Source organism: Ulvibacterium sp. (assembly GCF_965228935.1).
Taxonomy (GTDB): Bacteria; Bacteroidota; Bacteroidia; order Flavobacteriales; family Flavobacteriaceae; genus Ulvibacterium.
In genome coordinates, this window is sequence record NZ_OZ245846.1 from 807,290 (window position 1) to 826,835 (window position 19,546).

A 19,546-nucleotide genomic window follows, 5' to 3' on the forward strand; every position below is an offset into this window, starting at 1 on the left:
AATAGTGCCGTTTATCAAATAAAGATAAGTCCCAAGAGACCAACTACCAATAAATAATATAGGGTAGGTACAATGGTCCTACGCAAAACCATGCCTTCCTTTCCAAGAAAGCCCACAGTGGCCGAGGCCGCTACCACATTGTGAATCGCGATCATATTGCCCGCAGCGGCACCGACGGCTTGCAGTGCCAATACTACAAAAGAAGGCATTACCAATTTTGCCGCTACCCCAAACTGGAACAGTCCGAACATAAGGTTGCTTACGGTATTGCTGCCTGCAATAAAGGCTCCCAATGCACCAATGGTAGGGGCGAACATAGGATAAATCTGGCCAACGGTATCCGCAACCCATTCCGCCATCGTAATGGGCATACCGGGAATACCGGTAGGGTTTGCTCCCGAGTTAATATAGATACGAACCATGGGTACCGTAAAAATCAATACAAAACCGGCCCCCAATAACATTTTTGCACTGTCCTTAAAAGCAATCCGAACCTTGTCCCATTTCATATTATGTAACCCTATAGTAATCGTTCCCGCTATCAGCAGAATTGTACCGGGCAAATAGAACGGGCTACTGGACGCCGAGATGGAGGTGCCTAAAATTTCGGGCCATACTAACTTTATATTGCCAAGCCAGCCTTTAAAGGGTAGCTGTGGAAGTCTAGACAATACCAGTAAGGCCGCCATCGAAAGATAGGGCATCCATGCCTTGGCCAGTGATATCTTTTTCGTGCCGTTGTCATCCTTCAATTTTACCTTTAAAGTACCGAACCAAATGGAAGGCCAGTTCTCCTCGGTATCAAAGTCCCATACTTTTTTTGGAATCAAAAAACCTCGTTTTGCCGCAATCACTACAATAGGAATAGCGACCAATGCCCCTAACAAAGAAGGAAACTCAGGTCCTAAAAAAATACCGGTAAGAACATAGGGAATCGTAAAGGCAAGTCCACCAAAAAAAGTGAAGGGCAGTATCTGTAATCCTTCCTTCCAAGATCTGTTCTTACCAAAAAAACGGGTCATCATACAGACCATAAGCGTTGGCATAAGTGTTCCAGCTATGCCATGAAGGAGCACCACTTCGGAGGTAACCTGTTGTATATAATCGGAAAGTTCTAGACCGGTTGTGGCCAGTTCCGCATCAAATTCAGGGCTTTGGATACCTCCACTTACACCAACCAATATAGGGGTTCCTACGGCTCCAAAGGATACCGCGGTACTCTGTACCATCATCCCCAACATAACCGCACAAAAGGCCGGAAAGCCCAAACCTACCAATAAGGGTGCTACAATTGCAGCCGGGGTGCCAAAACCGGCCGCTCCTTCAATAAAGGAACCGAAGAGCCATACAATGATGACCACCTGTACCCTGCGGTCTTTGGAGATATCGGCAAAACCCTCTCGAATTACACTTAACGCCCTTGAATACTTGAGCAGATTTAAAAGTACGATGGCCCCAAAAACAATGTACAAAATATCGAAAGTGATGAACAGCCCTTGAATCGTGGAGGCCATGATATCGATGATAGCTATATCCCAGACCAAAAAAGCGATACCAATCGTGACCAAAAACGAAATGGGCATGGCCCTTTTTGCCGGCATTCTTAATCCTACCAAAAGTATAGCGGCCGTAAGAATAGGAACGACCGCCAGAAATGCCAATAACGATGATGACATGTCCAACTTAGTTTTTGTTCTACAATTTAAACCTTTGCGATTTGTTTAAAAATAATACAAATAGGTTTTAATCGGGAAAGTCCTTAAGATTCTTCATAGATGCTTAAATATAAAATAAAGAAAACCCGAATGTCCTGGACACCTACTCCTGATGACGAATACTATCAACTCAAGTATTGTGGTTAACGATCCATTTCATGTGCAAACCTTTGCATAAGATTGGTACTGTTATCCTTTCCATAACCCCTATTTTTATGTTGGATTGTTAAGATTGAACACTTATTCCACTACAGCATGGACTTCCCGAGAAACATAAAATATCCGCTCTTTTCCATTATCCTGATAATCGGGATTTCCTGCGCCCCAAAAAAAAGTCTGCATCCCAAAGAAATACGGATTGCCGTAATTGCGGATGCGCACCTTCAGGACGTTTATGGAGAACTTCAGGATAGTGAATACCGTGGTATAAAGAACCCCAAAAATGGGGATTATGTGCTTATTAGGACAATGGGAAGTCAATTGAGGTCTACCCGAATTTTTAATGAAAATTACTTCGCATTTTTGGCCGCTCTTGAAGATATAGTTAAAAGAAATGTAGACTATGTATTGTTACCAGGGGATTTCTCAGATGACGGGCAGCCTATCCATCTGCGTGGACTAAAACGGATTTTGGAAGACTATTCCAAAGACCATGGACTGTCATTCTACTTGATCCATGGCAACCATGATGTTGTACGGCCGTTTAACCGTAAAGATGGAAAAATGGATTTCCTTGGGGAAGGTGGCAAGCGGCAACCCATTATGTCCCACGAGCAGATGTACGTAGCCGATACCATCAAAGAACACCCAGTAATAGTCTCAAGTGACATTCAAAATTTGGGGTATTACGAATGTACAAACCTCCTATCCGATTTTGGGTTTTTCCCCAAAGAAGACCATGTGTATTGGGAATCCCCATTTTCCGATTATACCTACGATACTTACAATTTTGAGAAGGCCAAGGAACAGGCTTCCCTAAAAAATAGGAGTAGCATACTTCCTTCAAATGATATTCCCTTGCCGGACACCAGTTATCTAGTAGAGCCCATCGAAGGAATCTGGTTACTCGCCCTTGATGCGAATACCTATCTCAAAAAAGAAAGTACGAGGAATGTAGTGGCCCCAAAGGAGTATCCCAATACCGGATTGGGTCATGACAACCTTTTGGAAACCAAAAAATACCTCGTAGACTGGGTGGGCAAAGTAGTGAAAAGTGCAGAAAAACAGGGCAAAATACTCATTGCCTTTAGCCACTATCCCATGGTCGATTTTACAAATGGTGCTACCGCTGAAATTGATAATTTATTAATCGGCAGCCAAATGCAATTGAGGCGGGTTCCCGATAACAAAGTAGCGGAAGTATTTGCCGATGCCGGCCTAAAACTCCACTTTGGAGGCCATATACATATAAACGATACGGGAATCACCACCACGGAAAAGGGAAATACGTTAGTGAACGTTCAAGTACCTTCCTTGGCGGCCTATAAGCCGGCCTATAAATTGCTTACCATAAGGGAAAAAGCGGTTATGGAGGTGGAGACGATAACCCTGGATTCCGTTCCTAGGCTTGATGAATTTTTCAACTTATACGAACAGGAGCACACATTTTTGAGAAGTATAGATGACCAAAATACTTGGAACAAGCAAGTTTTGACATCAAAGAACTATCATGAGTTCATGACATGGCATTTAAGGGAACTCGTTCGATTACGTTTCCTAAAATCTGAATGGCCAACTGAATTTGCTTCCTTTCTTTTACCTATTTCCGGTAAGGAATTGCTGGTGCTCTCGCAAGCGAACATTTCGGAACCTCTTGAAGAGTCGCTGAATAAAATCAAGGAGAATCCGACTTTGGATTACTGGATAGAAGCTCGGGAGAGTGCCAAAAAGGCAAATCTGGATTTTAATCGGTTCGAAGATTGGTCGGGATCCGACCTGGTATTCGACCTCTATCGACTTAGAAGCGCCGACGAATTGGCCTTCAACGATATTGGCCAAGAACGGCTGGATCAATACCAGCTTATTATCGAATCGTTCGTAAAACAGGAAAATCTAATTTTAGGTAATGACCTGATGCGGAGCAACCTAATCGAGTTGCTAAAAATGTTTCAAAAATTTATGGAAGGGGAGCCCTCCGATCATTTTCAAATACATCTCAATACCGGGAAAGTAATACCGTTGAACAATAAAGCGACAGATTAAATCCGATTTACGGAACAAGATACCGAACCGTAACGGTTAGACTTCCAAAATTAGAAAGGGCCTAATCCCAACCTATTCAACAATACACGATGGACAGCCAAAACCTAAGTGGGAATTATCCGATTTCCGATATTTTTACGGGTCTGTTTTCCTGAATGGACTTTATAGCGGCAAGTCCAATTTTTAGGGATTGCAGACCATCGTTCCCATCAACGGGCATCATAGTCCCGTTTGCAAGTCCCTTGATGAAATCCTTCATTTCTGTTTTGTAGGCCTCCTGATAGCGTTCCAGGAAAAAATGTAGGGGTAGGGCCGCATGTATGCCTTGATTGTTGTACAATTTATGTGAATCGTGAAAATTGTTGTTGGATTGTACCATGCCCTTTGATCCAAAGACCTCTACCCTTTGATCGTAGCCATAAGATGCTTCCCTGCTATTATCTATGATGGCCATGGTACCGTCCGAATAGGTTAGTGTGACTACGGCAGTATCGATATCCCCCGCATCCCCGATGGCCGGATCGATCAAAACGGCTCCTTTGGCATATACTTCCTCTACTTCCTTGTCCACTACAAAGCGGGCCATATCAAAATCATGAATGGTCATATCCAGAAACAATCCTCCTGATTTTTCAATATAGCTTACCGGCGGAGCACCGGGATCACGACTGGTAATCTTGACCAAATGGGGAATTCCCACGGCCTCGTTTTTCACCAACTCCCGAACTTTCCTGAATTCCTTATCGAACCTACGATTAAAACCCAACATAAGTTTTACCTCAGACTCCTCAACGGTCTTCAATACCTCCGAAACCCTGGCCAACGACAAATCCAATGGCTTTTCGCAGAAAATATGCTTTCCCAATTTTGCCGATAGCTCCACATAATCCGCATGCGTATCGGTAGGGGAACAAATCAAAACGGCATCGATTTGGGTGCCTCCCAACATTTCCTCAAAAGTATCGGTGGTATAAGGTACGCCTTTATCCCTTGCATATTGCAAAGACTCCTTATCGGGATCTGTGGCCGCTACGACCTCCACATCCGATGTTTGAAGCAGATTGTCCAAATGGATTTTTCCAATTCTTCCCAATCCTGCTATGGCTAATTTTAGTTTTGTCATCTGTTTTCAATTAATTACAATCCCAATGTTTTTATGTAATCCCTATTGGCCTGTGCACATTTTTTAGGTTCTCCCATACCCGGAAGTATGTCCTGTTCAACAACGATCCAATCCCTGTAATCTTGCTCGTTTAAAAGTTTAACTACCGCTTTGAAATCTACCGTTCCCTTTCCCAGCTCGCAGAACACTCCTTTTTTTAGGGCATCAAAATAATCCCCGTTTTCTTGGCGGGATAGCCGAGCGGCTTCTGGATCATAGTCCTTAAAATGAACGTGCCATATTCTGTCGGAATACTTCGTTATGGCATCTGTAGGATTCCCTCCGCCAAAGGCATAATGTCCCATATCCAAACAGAGTCCCAATAACACAGGATCTGTCAAGGCCATAAGGGTATCTACCTCCTGTGGGGTTTCCACGTATCCTGCACAATGATGATGAAAAACGGTGCGGAGTCCATACTTTTCCTTCACCGCTTTGGCCACTTTTTCGGCACCTGCCGCATATACTTGCCATTGTTCTTCGGAAAGTCCCATTTCCGGGGTTATCCTGCCTGCGTATTGTGTCCGATCCAGGACGGTTCCATTATCATCGGCCAAAACAATAAACGCATTCGTATACCCTGCCCTATACATCAACTGGGCCACTTTTAATGCGGTATCGACCCCTGCTTCATGGGTTTCGCTATCAGCCAAGGCTACTGGAACAAAGGCTCCCAACAACTCCAACCCTCTCTTCTCGATTTCCTGGCGCAAGAGATTTGGATCTGTAGGCATATATCCCCAATCACCAAGTTCCGTACCAATATAGCCCGTCTCCTTTATCTCGTCCAAAACCTGTTCAAATCCGATTTCTTCGGATTTTTCCTCTAGGTCAAATTCCAGGGCACCCCATGAGCAAGGGGCATTTGCTATTTTAATCATCCTGTCTTTTTAAAATTTACGGGACCATATATTGGGCCATCGCTCTATAATTACTTTGGTCTGGGTAAAAAACTCAATGGCATGTTTTCCCTGTCCATGCAAGTCTCCGAAGAAACTGTCCTTCCAACCGCTAAAAGGAAATTGGGCCATCGGGGCCGCCACTCCAATGTTAATGCCAATATTGCCTGCATCCGCCTCGTTCCTGAACCTCCTCGCATTTGCCCCGCTTCCCGTAAACAAACAGGCCATGTTACCATAGTCTCCGCTGTTAACGAACGAAAGAGCCTCATCTATAGTCGCCATAGAAATAAGACTCATTACAGGACCAAAGATCTCCGTTCTTATAAGTTCCTTGTCCAAGGCCACATTCTCCAGAATGGTGGGGGTAATGAAATTCCCATTTTCAAATCCAGAAATTGAGGTATTTCTGCCGTCTAAGAGCACTTGGGCACCTTCATCGACTCCCTTTTGAATCAATCCCTCTATTCTTGTCTTGCTCTCCGGGGTGATTACCGGGCCCATGCTAACCCCTTCTTCCCAACCGTAACCGGTAGTCCTTGATTTTACGGTTTCGTAAAGGGCATCCTTTACTTCCCGCTGCTGGTCATCCACTGTGATGATGGTCGAGGCCGCCAAACATCGCTGTCCCGCACAGCCATAAACGGAATCCGCAATAATTTTTGTGGACATCTCGATATCCGAATCGGGCAATATGACTACGGGATTTTTCGCGCCTCCTTGGGCCTGTACCCTTTTCCCGTTGGCCGTTCCCTTGGAATAAATATATCGCGCTACCGGTGTACTACCCACAAAACTGATGGCCTTGATATCCGGATGCTCCAAAAGCGCATCTACGGAATCCTTTCCGCCATGCACTAGATTCACCAAGCCCTTGGGAATATCCAATTGATCGATGAACTCAAAAATCTTCATCATGGTCAGGGGTACTTTTTCGGAAGGCTTTACGATAAAGGCATTCCCCGTTGCAATCGCATAGGGCAAAAACCAGAATACAATCATACTCGGAAAATTAAAAGGTGTAATACAGGCCGTAACACCTAAAGGCTGGCGAATCATCATCTCATCTATGCCTGTGGCAATATCCTCGATGACATCCCCGGCCATAAGCATGGGCGTACCACAGGCCACCTCAACATTTTCTATGGCCCTTTGTATCTCCCCAAAGGATTCGGCCTTGGTCTTGCCCGACTCATCCGTAATGATCTTTGCCAAAACCTCCGAATTTTCTTCGAGCAACGATTTTAAATGGTACAGCACCTGAACCCTTTTCATTACAGGAACCTTACTCCATTCCCGATATGCCTTTTGCGCAGCGATCACAGCTTCGGCCACATCATTTTTCGTGTTCGGGCCATACGGTACTTTTGCCAAAACCTGCTGATCGGCCGGATTTACTACATCAATCGTTTCTTTGGATGTACTGTTTTGCCAATCGCCATTTATATAATTTTTTAAAATGCTCATTTTTTGAATGCTTAATACGTGTTAATAAAAAAACTGCTTTTATCCATTGCTGCCCAATAAAACATATATCAAAATCGTAATTGTACACAACCCGATCGACATGGTTTTGGTATACTTCCATGATACCAGGTTAACGGCACCCACATCGGTAACTTCATACAAATTCCTTCTTGGGTAAAAATAGGAAACTACGTACATAATAGCCACATTCAATACTAATTCAATCCCCCATAAATGCACAAAATGAATACCATGATCCGTATAGCCCCAAGTCATGAAAATGTAAAAGCATAGGCCGAAAATCAAAGCGGCCTTTGCGCCCAATGCCGAAACCCTTTTCATAAAGAACCCAGCCAGTAAAATGGAAGCGATAGGGATAAAGAAAATACCGTTCAATTCCTGCAATAATTGATACAATCCATCGGAGGCATTGGCGACCATAGGGGCCGCAAAAATGGCCACTACGGCCAAAACGGCCGATGTTCCCTTACCAATCCTCACGAGATGGGTATCGCTAATATTTTTATATAAGTGTTTTTTTACAATATCGACACTGAACAGGGTGGCTACCGAATTTAAAACCGAATTAAAAGTGCTTAAAACCGCCCCCATAATTACAGCGGCAAAAAAACCGATCAACCAAATGGGAAGTACCTTTTTTACCAATTGGGGATAAACGGAATCCTGCTGGTCAAAATAGGTGTCTTGAAAATAAAAGTAACAGATAACCCCTGGAAGTACGATGACCAATGGAATCAATATTTTAAAAAGGCCCGTCAGCAGTAATCCCTTTTGGGCTTCCTTTAAATTCTTGGCCCCTAATGCCCTTTGAATAATAGCCTGGTTCATCCCCCAGAAATAAAGTTGATTGATAATCAATCCCGTAAACAATACCTCAAAGGGCAGTACCGAATCAGGTTTTCCTATTACATTGAATTTCTCCGGTGCAAACTCATAAACCTTTACCAAGCCATCCACAATATTGTTGTCGCCAATGGCCATTAAGGCAAGAATGGGAATCAACAAGCCTCCAATCAAAAGACCGAGGCCGTTAATGGTATCGGAATATGCTACCGCCTTTAATCCCCCAAAAATGGCATAAATGGAACCTATGGCCCCAATGACCACAACCGTTATCCAAAGCCCTTGGGTCGTATCGACACCCAAAAAATCCGAAACCCCGAAAAGGCTTTCGATGCCAATGGCCCCGGAATATAGTACGATAGGCAAAAGGGTAACCACAAAGGAGAAAATCAATATGGCGGCGACCATGGTCCGTGTGATACTATCAAACCGATTTTCCAAAAATTGAGGAATGGTGGTGAGACCCATCTTAAGATATTTGGGTACGAAAAAGATAGCGGCGATGACCAGTGCTATTGACGAGGTAACCTCCCAGGCAATTACGATAAATCCATTGACGTACGAATTGCCATTCATACCGATCAGATGTTCCGAAGAGATATTGGTCAGCAACATAGATCCTGCAATCACGGTTCCGGTGAGACTTCTCCCTCCCAGAAAATAGCCTTCGGAAGAGCCCAAATTGGTTCTTCGCAGGCTATACCAAGTAAAGAGGGCCACTCCTCCCGTAAAAAGGATAAAGGAGGCCAACGTAATGATCAAATCGGTATTCATTAGGCCGGTGGTGGTTTAGAGATAATACTTTTGGGTTTTCTTGTTGGTTTGATAGGTCTTGTACGATTCACTTACGGCGGTCTTCTCCGATACCTCCGCCACGGCCACATCCCACCAAGCAAAACCGGGAACTCCTTTCTTACGATCCACCTCAATATAGATCAAGGTGGTCCGGTCAATGGTCTTTGCCTCTTTAAGCGCCTTTTTGAGCTCCCCAACATTGGAGGCCTTGATTACATGTGCCCCCATACTGGCCGCATTGGTAGCATAATCGATAGGCAACAACCCTCCATCCAATTGGTTGGTCTCTTCATTGCGATAACGGTAAAATGTACCAAAACCGTCGCTTCCCAACGAAGCGGACAGCCCCCCGATACTGGAGTACCCATCGTTATTCAGGAGCACAATGGTCAATTTTTGTCTTTCCTGAATGGAGGTAATGATCTCCTGCGACATCATCAAGTAACTGCCATCTCCTACCAACACATAAATCTCACTGTCCGGACGGGCCATTTTGGCACCCAATCCACCGGCGATTTCATACCCCATACAAGAGTACCCATACTCCAAATGAAAGCCTTTTGGGTTTCGTGTTCTCCATAATTTGTGTAAATCGCCCGGAAGGCTCCCTGCGGCACAGATCATGATGTCGTTGCCTTCGGAAAACGTGTTTACCGCACCAATAACCTCACCTTGAAAAGCCGGGGTTTCGTTCTTTTCCGAATAGATGTCGGAAACAAAATCATCCCAGCTGGTATTAAGGTTCTCCACTTTTTCCCGATAATCACCGCTGACCTCATAATCGGACAACTGATCGTCGATTTCCTCAAGAATCGCCTTGGCATCCCCTATCAGTGGCAACGCTCCGTGTTTAAATGAGTCGAATTCGGTGATGTTGATATTGATAAACCGTACCTTGGGATTTTGGAAGGCCGATTTTGAAATCGTGGTGAAATCGCTATACCGTGTTCCAAGGCCAATCACCAAATCGGCTTCCCCTGCCACTTCAATAGCTCCCGGAGTTCCCGTTACCCCTACGGCACCCAGATTTTGGGGTTCATTGTACTTCAATGATCCCTTGCCTGCAAAAGTCTCGGTAACCGGAATGCCCGTGCGATTGACCAATTTTTTCAATACTTCAGTGGCGCCGCTATAAATGGTGCCGCCTCCTGAAACTATCAAAGGCTTTTTGCTTGCCCTTATTTGTTCGATAGCCTTTGCCAAAAAGGTTTGATCGGGCATTGTTCTACCGATATGCCATACCTTTTTTTGGAAAAGAGTAATGGGAAAGTCAAATGCTTCTGCCTGTACGTCCTGGGGAATACTTAAGGTAACGGCCCCAGTTTCGGCTTGAGAGGTCAATACCCGCATAACCTCGGGCAATGCCGTAATCAATTGTTCTGGGCGATTGATTCGATCCCAGTATTTGGATACCGGCCTGAAGCAATCATTGACCGAAATGTCCTGGGTAGCTGCCGATTCCAATTGCTGTAGAACGGGGGCCACATGCCGGGTCGCAAAAATATCCCCCGGAATCAATAAAACAGGAATCCTATTTATGGTGGCCGCTGCGGCACCTGTAACCATATTGGTGGCTCCCGGACCGATGGAAGAAGTACATACAAAGGTCTGCAAGCGATTTTTCACTTTGGCAAAGGCCGCAGCCGTGTGTACCATGGCCTGTTCGTTTCGCGCCACATAAAATGGAAAATCCGGATTTTGGTGCAATGCCTGCCCTATTCCCGCTACATTACCGTGACCCAAAATCCCAAAACAACCGGCAAAAAACCTGTTTTGGATACCATCCCTCTCCACGTATTGATTTTTTAGGTATTCGATCGTGGCTTGTGCAACCGTGAGTCTTTTTACTTCCATTTTGATCAAAATTTAAAATCCTCCATTTTTTTCTATAAAGGCCAGCGATTGTTCCAAAGTCGGCATAAAATTGGCGCATCCCTTTTGGGTCACCACATGAGCCCCGCTGGCATTGCCCATGCGACAGGCCTTGTACATATCCCATCCCTGCAATACACCATAAAGAAATCCGCTGGCAAAGGCATCACCTGCGCCTAGAATGTTAAGCACCTCTACCGGGAATCCAGGGACATCCTGCATAGGCCCATCCTTTCTACAGATACTCGCCCCATCCTTGCCTCTCTTTACAATCAGGGTCTCTATGCCCGTGGCAAGCAGCTGTTTTATGGACTCGTTAATATCCCCTGAAATTTCCGGGGCCGATATTTGCTGATGCTTTATGGTTACTTGGGATGTGTTGACCATAGTCGCCGCCAATATTTCTTCCTCGGTCCCAATGGCAATTTTTACTTTCGGCAATACGGCGCGCATGGTTATGCCATACGCCCTATAGTCGTGCCACTGGTCTGCCCTGAAATCCAAGTCAAGAACTACATCAACCTTATTTTGGTTGGCTACTTCAGCAGCATAAAAAGTAGCACTTCTGGAGGGTTCCCTATTCATGGCCGTACCATTGATCAATAAAATCCGATGCCCCGGAATATTGGCCATATCCACATCATCAATGTCCACTTGGCTATCGGCTGCATTGTCCCTGTAAAATACCAGCGGAAACTTATCCGGTGGCTCTATCCCCAGCACAACCGCACTACTACGAGCGGAATTTTTTACAGGGATACATTGCGTATTGACTCCCTCTTGGTTTAGAAAGTTTACAATGAACTCGCCTACCTTATCATTGCCAACAGCCGTTAAAAGACTGGTGTTGACTCCCAATCGCGCACAGCCTACGGCAATATTCAATGGAGAACCCCCTACAAAGGCATCGAACCCTTTGATATCATTAAAAGCGGAACCGATGTTTTGGGAGTACAGGTCTATGGAAGACCTTCCAAAGGTGATTACGTCATATTTTTTGTTGGCCATATTCCTATATATTCATTTCCGCTGTTACGAGGGGTAATCTTTTGTCCTTTGAGGTCCACGAATCGTAAATCCATTCATGATCTGGATCTGTGGTATTGGCCAGGCATTGATCTGTTCCCGCCAAAAAGTTAAGATAGTAACAATGAAACCCATGTTCCGCCACAACCGGATGAAAACCCCTAGGTATCATAACCACATCATTATGCCGAGGTCTCACTATTTCATCCAAGGATCTATCCTTGGTGTAAACTTGCTGAATGGCATAGGCTTCCGGTTTTTGAAATTTGTAGAAATAGGTCTCTTCCTGAATGGGTTCCAGCACGGTGCCATCTTCCGCAAGAATGCGTTCATCGTGTTTATGCGCAGGGAAAGAACTCCAATTACCCGATGGTGTATACACCTCCCTTACCACAATACTATGGCATCCAAAGCCAGGAGGTACCAAATCGTTGAACTGCCTTGTAGCATTGTCTCCGCCAAAAATCACGACCGGTGTCTCTTTTGGCGTAACGAACTTCGCGGGAAAATCCTCGTCGGCCTTGCACCAGCCGTAGGCTATATCCAATGTATCACTGGTAGCCTTTAGCCCAAACTTTGTATGTCTTGGCAAATAAAGGGTATGGGCCACTCCGCTGAATACGTCTTTGCGGCCGTTTTTGGTTTCCCAATTTCCCTTATCGCTTTCTACCTCAAAGTTACCGCTCAACAATACAATGACCATCTCATTTTCTCGGGTGTCCCATTCCCAGGTTTCATCCCGAACCATTTCCCTGGCTTCAAAGGAAAGATATTCCCATTGGGCCGATTCGGGGGTTATTTGATGATATACCCTTGATCCGGTTTTAGGCTTTACTACTAATGGAGATTTTGTTCCCATACTATTATTTTATTGGATGAGTTGATTTGCTTTACCCGTGGCTCCCAAAAGTTCGAATTTCTCCAGCATAAATGCCTCGTTCGCTTCCATATACTTTTTGCCCGGGACTATAGGATCAAAGAGTTCAGGGGTATCCCTAAAAAACTCCCTATGCACCCTTGCCCAAAGGAGTCTGGTGTCCGTGGCTATATTAATCTTGCACACGCCGTAGGTAATCGATTTGACTATTTCTTCCGGAGAAACCCCGGTCGCCCCTTCATTCAGTGCACCCCCGCTGCGATTTATGCGGGAAATTTCCTTTTCATTTACCGCAGACCCGCCGTGGAGCACAATGGGAAAATAGGGAAGACGCTGTTGTATGTCCTCCAGAATATCAAACTGTATGCCTTCACCTCCAGAAAACTTATAGGCTCCATGACTTGTGCCTACCGCCACGGCCAAACTATCACATTGGGTCAATTCTACAAATTTTTCAACTTCCGAAGGCTTGGTATATCTTGCTTCTTTTTCATCTACAGAGATATCGTCCTCAATCCCACTGAGCACTCCCAATTCCGCCTCTACACAAACATTTTTCTTATGGGCTTTCTGTACTATTGCCCTGGTTCTCTCAACATTTTTATCAAAACTGTCATGCGATGCGTCTATCATAACCGAGTTGTATGTATTGGAAGCTATCGCGTCCAATGCATGTTCCTCATCCCCATGATCCAAATGAACGGCATAAACCGTTTTTGGATATATTTTGGACGCTGCTTCGATTATTTTGGACAACATATTTGCATGGGCATAATTCCTTGCCGCCGGCGTAATCTGAACCAAAAAAGGCGCATTGGCTTTCTCCCCGGCACGAAACAGTGCATGTACCTGCTCCATCGTAAATACGTTTACCGCGGCAATCGCATATTTACCGTAGCAGTTTGTAAAGAGTTCCTTTGGCGAAACGATCATATTAGTCCATTCTACGGAAATCATTAGGACCTCCTAGCATCATAAAAAAACAATAAAAAAACGATGTTGAAAAGCATGCTGGATTAAAATACTATGCAAAGGTTTGCATTTTCCTACAACTCTATTTTGTCGTTTATCCTAGATGTACATTCCTTTGAAGATGCCCTTATAACGAGCTCCGGCTTAAAAACTTCCTGTCGAAAATCTTTCTGTGGAACTTCATCATTTAATCTATGCAATATGATTCTTGCAGAGAGCATCCCCAAGCTGTAAACCGGTTGCCAGACCGTAGAGAGGGACGGTCTAAAATAAGAAGAATGGGGTTCATCATCAAAACCTACTATTGAAATATCCTCTGGTATCTTTAGGGCCATTTTTCGGGCAATATGCATGGCAGAGATAGCAATATTATCGTTCATGGCAAAAATTGCGTCGGGTGGATTTTCAAGCCTTAATAGCTTTTCGGATTGTTTCAGCCCATCATCATGGGAAAACCCGGGAACATGTTCAATATACTCTTTTCGAATAGGTATGCCCCCGTCTTCCAAAGCATTCAAATAACCTTGAAGCCTATGCTTTGTGGTGCTAAGATTTAAAGGCCCTCCTAAATGCGCAATTTTCGTACACCCTGATTTAATAAGATAGTCCACCGCCTGAAAAGCTCCCGCATAGTCATCAACCAAGACTTTATCCGCCTCCAATCCCGGGCAGTCCCTATCAAAGACCACCACTGGAATATCATTTTTTTGAAGTGTCCTGAAATGGTCAAAATCTTTGGTTGCCGAGGTAGGTGATACCAAAACTCCATCCACCTGTATTTTCATCAATTTCTTGACAATCACCACTTCCTCCTCGTAGGATTCGTTCGAAAGACAGATCATGATATTGTACTCCGAGCTGCCTATAACATCCTGTATCCCGGTTATTATCGCCGAAAAAAAATGGCTGGTAATCTCTGGGACGATTACCCCTATGGTATTCGATTTCTTTTGTAAAAGGTTTAAGGCGAGTAAATTAGGCTGATAGTCCAATTTTTTGGCCAAGGCCCTGACCGCGTCCTTCGTTTCCTTCTTTAATGCCGGATGGTCCTTTAAGGCCCTGGAAACCGTGGAAGGAGCAATACGTAACTCACGGGCAATATCGATAATGGTAACCCTACCCTTTTTCATGATCGGCGATTTTAAATCCTTTTCAGTATCTGTCTATCGACATATTTTAGCAGCATTATTCGCTGTATACAATCCCAACCTACTAGAAAAATACAAAAAAATATGTTGTCGTCTTAGCACTTAAAAAAAGTAACGTTATAAAGGAACAACTAAAATCTACCGAACCGAAATAATTCATGTTTAGTTTTCTTTAAATTCTATCATCAATTCGCCACCCTTGACAATCTGCGAATGTGGGATGGCCATTTCCTGAATCGGTTCCCCGTTCAGAAATGTGTTTTTTATGGCCCAATTGCCTTCTTCATTGTTTTTGGTCCGGATTACAAAGTGCTCTCCTGGGTAATAATCGGGATGCAGGCTAATCTTGATTTCGTCGAAAATGGGACTCCCCAATTGGTATGTCGGGTCTTCTTCGGTACCGCCGTTCATTTGAAACAACCCTATTTTTAGCAGTACGGACAAACTTCCCATGAGGCCTTGGTCCTCATCCCCGTTGTACCCTGTTGATGGATCCAGACCGCTAAAAACCGAGTCGACTACTTTACGGGACCAATATTGGGTCAAATCGGGTCTACCCAACTGGTTAAAAATAAAGGCGGTTTGAATGGAAGGTTGATTGCCATAATTGATCGGAACGCGGCTGTATTCAGGATGCATTTCAACATCATGCGAATTTCCCGAAGTAAAATCCAGTTTTTCGGCAACCTTAAATTGATCGTTCAATTTTTCCACGGCTTTACCTAATCCACCCATCAATTGGGCCAAGCCTGTTATATCATGAGGTACAAACCAAGTGGATTGTGCCCCGTTACTCTCTATAAATCCATTTTTATACAAATAGGGGTCATAGTTTTCCATCCACTTTCCGTTGGCATCCTTTGGCCGGATCCAACCAGATTCCTTATCAAAAAGGAGCTTGTAATTGTTCGATCGATTCAGAAAATAGCGATAATCCTCTTCCTGATCCAGTTTTTTTGCCAATTGGGCCAAGGTCCAATCCTGGTAGGCGTATTCCAAAGTTAGACTTGCCCCATCCTGGTGACCTCCAAACTTTCCCTCAGGGATCGGGTACGGCACAAAGCCATTTTCCAGGTAATGTTTAAACCCTCCTCCTAAATTTGTGGTGTGTTCATAGCCCGCCTTTTCCATAATACCACCGGGCATATGGTTTTTCCTTACGGCCTTGTAGATATTTTGTAAACTATCCTTTACAATTCCTTTTTGGATAGCGCTTACGATAAAGGGAGTGCTGGAAGCCCCTGTCATTACATAGGTATAATTACCCCCCGAAGGCCCCCTAGGAACGAGTCCCCCATCTTTATAATACCGTAGTAGGGAGTGCACGAATTCTTCCTTGATATCAGGATAGACCAAACCCCAAAGGGTATTCAAGGTCCATTGTGCCCCCCAAAAGGAATCGGAATTGTAATGGTTGAACCTGAGATTTCCGTTGATGTCCAAAGGCAATTGCCCTATCCTAAGGTTATCACCGGTATTATCAGGATAACAGCCATTCACATCGTTGATGACCCTTCGTCCCTGCAGCGCATGCCACAAGTCCGTATAAAACCGGCGTTGCTGCGTTTCAGTGCCTCCACTAACCTTGATTCTTCCCAATACACTGTTCCATTCTTCCCTGGATTCCTCAACTACTTTTTCAAAATCCCAATGGTCCAGTTCGGTGGTCAAATTCTTTTGCGCATTTTTAATCGAGGTATACGAAATCCCAGCTTTCAGTTTTACGGTCTTTTTATCTTGCTCCATAAAAACCAGGTAATTGTGCGACCCATCATCCTGGACAATCGAATCGATCCTTGAGTCAAATTCCACCTGAAAAAAGACCTTGAAGGGTTTGGGACGTCGATGCGTTGGTGCCATTTCAAATTCTCCCGTAAGTACATTATCGCCAACTTTGGTTAATGTCCCGTCCCTATTTTCACAAGGGCCCAATACTCCGTTTAGGTTAAACAATAGGGCAGGTCTACCTTCAATAGGGAAGGAATATCTGTGGAACCCCACCCGTTTTGTACTGGTCAACTCGGCCTTAATATCGTATTTCTGTAAGTGGACCGAATGATATCCCGGCACGGCCTTTTCCGTATCATGGGAAAACTTTGAATAAAAATCGGTAAAAATAGTTTGCTTGTTCTCTTCCGAAATGGTAACCGGCATTATAGAAAGCCCGGAAATCTGCCAACCGTGAATATGACTGATTCCTTTAATGGTATCGGTCTTGTACCGATAACCGCTACCCCATGCGCCACCGACCTGTGTATCGGGACTAAGGTTGACCATCCCAAAAGGGCGACATGCGGATGAAAACAAAAACCAGCGGGAGTTTTCGGTATCCAATTGGGTATACACTTTATCAACGGGAGAGGTATCGGATTCCGCCATCTTGGAAGGACTTGTCCGTTCCTTACCGCATGAGTTTATCAAAAAAAGTAGTAGTAATGTTCCCAGACTTAAAACAAAGGATTCATTTGGTTTCATAGTATTTGGAAAATTAATCTTCATCAGTCCATTTTACTTATGCAAATGCTTTTACCTCAATAAATATAAGGTTTATGGGAACATTTTAAGGCTAACCGCTATTGGCCTAGGCCATCAAAATCTACATCTGCCCTTAAAAATAAAGGCAAGCAAATATTTGCCTGCCTTTACTAAACTAACTCAAACTTACACAAACTAATTACGAAAAACCAATATGATTACTGGTGTTACGTTCTATTTTAAAACGAATTGTACAAATAAGGGAAATTGGTATGATATCCACATCGCTTACAATTCATTAGTACCCTGGGTTCTGTTGTAAGAAACCATCTATTCCCGAGGCGGCATCAACGGCACTTTGGGGAATTGGGAACAACCTTTTATTGGGGTCGGCATCTGTCTTATCCGTCCAAGCATCCTCGTATTTGCCAAAACGTATTTGATCACTCCTTCTAAAACCTTCCCAATACAACTCAAAACCACGCTCGCGGAACAGGGCGTCCAAATCAATAGAGGGCCATGCTTCCGGGGTTTGATCTGGTCGGGCCGTTCTTGATGTTCTTACCGTATTCACATCGGCCAAGGCACCGGCATCGTCGCCATTTCTCAGTTTGGCCTCGGCACGCATCAGATAAATCTCGGCCAAACGTATCAATACCAAATCAACGCTACTGAAATTATTACCATTATTTGAAGTACGGCTAAATTGATATTTAGAAGGACGATACCCTTTGTTGTGCAAGGAACCTTCATTGGTAAAGTTAATTTCCAGGGTATGGTCTACATAGCCCACATCCCTATCCGGTCCGTTCCCTTTTCTTTGTTGTATAGGATAAATCCTTACGGCACCGCCGTCACAAGTCAAAAATGCTCCGTCATCGCCTTTTCTAGGCCCCCATTGAATTCCGCGTAGTATTCCCCGATCCATTTCAAAGACTAAGGGTTCAACGCAGTAATAACTATTTTCGGTTTCCGTGGCAAGTAAGGGTTCACGATTTTCTAAATCCTGTAACTGCGCATCGGGAACCAAAGTATTTCTTTGATAGAACCTTGCATCGGCTTCAGCGGGATCAACAGCACCATAAGCATCTACCCATGTCTGGTAAAAATCCGAAGTGATCGCGGGACCATCCGTACCATCCGCACTGGGGAATTCCGGTCTTGGAAACATAGATCCGGCTATAGGCCAATACGCCCATCGGCTGTGCTCCCTTCGTAACTGCCCGCGTTGATCCAAGGCAAAGATCAATTCCGGATTGCTATTGTTATCGTCATTGAAAAGGTCAAAATATTCGGGTGATAAGGAGAAGTTTCCGGAATTGATAATGTTGTCCGTGTATTGGATGACCCGGCCCATATCCTCCGTACTAAAGTTGGGCGTCCCATACGGATCCCGGTATACCCCGGCGTTGAGATATAATCGTGCCAAAAGGCCCCAGACCGCCGCCTGGGTAATTCTACCCGGGCCTCTATTCGTGTTGATGACATCCACAACCGCCAACAATTCACTTTCTATATAATCAATGGCTTCTTGAGTTCTTAGTACCTCAGAGAGTTCGGCGGAAGATTCTTTTCTCAGTACCAAGCCCCAACTATCCAACATCAACATGTTTAGGTAAGCCCGCAATGCGCGCATTTCATGAAGGGCACCAAGTGCTTCATTATCACCACCATCGGCAAGTGGGGTCAAGACCTCAATAGCCGCCAAGGTTCTGGATATGTTGGTGGTAAGCTCGTTCCAACTATCTCCCACCAAATCATTGGTAGGGGTAATGGTATGGGCATGGGTGGCCAAATACTTACCCCCATCGAACCAGTCCGTTCCCCCACGAAAAGGTAGAATGGCCTCATCCGAAGCAACCAGTTGCAAACCGTAGTAATGCGTATGTCTCCAAGTCCAGGAAACATAGCCGTAAGCAGGCGCAATGGCACCACTAATGGTTTCTGCCTGACCCCCAAATTCTGCTTCGTCGATCCGTTCTTCTTCCAGATCGGTACAGCCCCAGTTGAACAAGGTACAAGAAGCAAATGTTAGAATTAAGATTTTATTTTTCATGATTGAAACAATTTTT

Annotated in this window: 13 protein-coding genes; 1 reads left to right on the forward strand and 12 read right to left on the reverse strand. The window is 44.5% G+C overall.

Features of this window, described 5'->3' with window-relative positions; genetic code table 11:
* Nucleotides 1–14: 14 nt before the first annotated feature.
* Nucleotides 15–1,676, reverse strand: a complete 1,662-nt coding sequence (locus ACO06Y_RS03535; RefSeq protein WP_422082450.1) for an L-lactate permease — start codon at nucleotides 1,674–1,676, stop codon at nucleotides 15–17.
* A 294-nt stretch (nucleotides 1,677–1,970) separates the two neighbouring features.
* On the opposite strand from ACO06Y_RS03535, the gene ACO06Y_RS03540 reads away from it, so the two are divergent.
* Nucleotides 1,971–3,917: a metallophosphoesterase family protein gene (locus ACO06Y_RS03540; RefSeq protein WP_422082451.1), complete on the forward strand. Its 1,947-nt coding sequence runs from the start codon at nucleotides 1,971–1,973 to the stop codon at nucleotides 3,915–3,917.
* Between the two features lie 115 nt (nucleotides 3,918–4,032).
* Here ACO06Y_RS03540 and iolG read toward each other — a convergent pair whose 3' ends face one another.
* The 11 genes from iolG to ACO06Y_RS03595 form a co-directional block, all read right to left on the reverse strand.
* On the reverse strand, nucleotides 4,033–5,040 hold the full coding sequence (iolG, locus tag ACO06Y_RS03545) for an inositol 2-dehydrogenase (protein WP_422082452.1): 1,008 nt from the start codon (nucleotides 5,038–5,040) through the stop codon (nucleotides 4,033–4,035).
* Nucleotides 5,041–5,054: 14 nt separating this feature from the next.
* Nucleotides 5,055–5,960, reverse strand: coding sequence for a sugar phosphate isomerase/epimerase family protein (locus ACO06Y_RS03550; protein WP_422082453.1), 906 nt, complete (start codon nucleotides 5,958–5,960; stop codon nucleotides 5,055–5,057).
* 9 nt (nucleotides 5,961–5,969) lie between these two features.
* Nucleotides 5,970–7,445 carry a CoA-acylating methylmalonate-semialdehyde dehydrogenase gene (locus ACO06Y_RS03555; protein WP_422082454.1) on the reverse strand — a complete coding sequence of 492 codons (1,476 nt, stop codon included), beginning with the start codon at nucleotides 7,443–7,445 and terminating at the stop codon, nucleotides 5,970–5,972.
* 39 nt (nucleotides 7,446–7,484) lie between these two features.
* Nucleotides 7,485–9,083 carry a solute:sodium symporter family transporter gene (locus ACO06Y_RS03560; protein WP_422082455.1) on the reverse strand — a complete coding sequence of 533 codons (1,599 nt, stop codon included), beginning with the start codon at nucleotides 9,081–9,083 and terminating at the stop codon, nucleotides 7,485–7,487.
* Between the two features lie 15 nt (nucleotides 9,084–9,098).
* Nucleotides 9,099–10,958: a 3D-(3,5/4)-trihydroxycyclohexane-1,2-dione acylhydrolase (decyclizing) gene (gene iolD, locus ACO06Y_RS03565; RefSeq protein WP_422082456.1), complete on the reverse strand. Its 1,860-nt coding sequence runs from the start codon at nucleotides 10,956–10,958 to the stop codon at nucleotides 9,099–9,101.
* 12 nt (nucleotides 10,959–10,970) lie between these two features.
* The gene (iolC, locus tag ACO06Y_RS03570; protein ID WP_422082457.1) at nucleotides 10,971–11,984 is read right to left on the reverse strand and encodes a 5-dehydro-2-deoxygluconokinase; all 1,014 of its coding nucleotides are present in this window, start codon (nucleotides 11,982–11,984) and stop codon (nucleotides 10,971–10,973) included.
* Between the two features lie 4 nt (nucleotides 11,985–11,988).
* Complete coding sequence (gene iolB, locus ACO06Y_RS03575; protein WP_422082458.1) at nucleotides 11,989–12,861, reverse strand: 5-deoxy-glucuronate isomerase; 873 nt, start codon at nucleotides 12,859–12,861, stop codon at nucleotides 11,989–11,991.
* A 9-nt stretch (nucleotides 12,862–12,870) separates the two neighbouring features.
* Nucleotides 12,871–13,812, reverse strand: a complete 942-nt coding sequence (locus ACO06Y_RS03580) for a class II fructose-bisphosphate aldolase (protein ID WP_422082459.1) — start codon at nucleotides 13,810–13,812, stop codon at nucleotides 12,871–12,873.
* A gap of 113 nt (nucleotides 13,813–13,925) precedes the next feature.
* Nucleotides 13,926–14,981: a LacI family DNA-binding transcriptional regulator gene (locus tag ACO06Y_RS03585; protein ID WP_422082460.1), complete on the reverse strand. Its 1,056-nt coding sequence runs from the start codon at nucleotides 14,979–14,981 to the stop codon at nucleotides 13,926–13,928.
* 180 nt (nucleotides 14,982–15,161) lie between these two features.
* Entirely contained in the window at nucleotides 15,162–17,474 is a 2,313-nt protein-coding gene (locus tag ACO06Y_RS03590; protein ID WP_422082461.1) for a GH92 family glycosyl hydrolase, read from the reverse strand.
* Nucleotides 17,475–17,772: 298 nt separating this feature from the next.
* On the reverse strand, nucleotides 17,773–19,530 hold the full coding sequence (locus tag ACO06Y_RS03595) for a RagB/SusD family nutrient uptake outer membrane protein (RefSeq protein WP_422082462.1): 1,758 nt from the start codon (nucleotides 19,528–19,530) through the stop codon (nucleotides 17,773–17,775).
* Nucleotides 19,531–19,546: the final 16 nt, after the last annotated feature.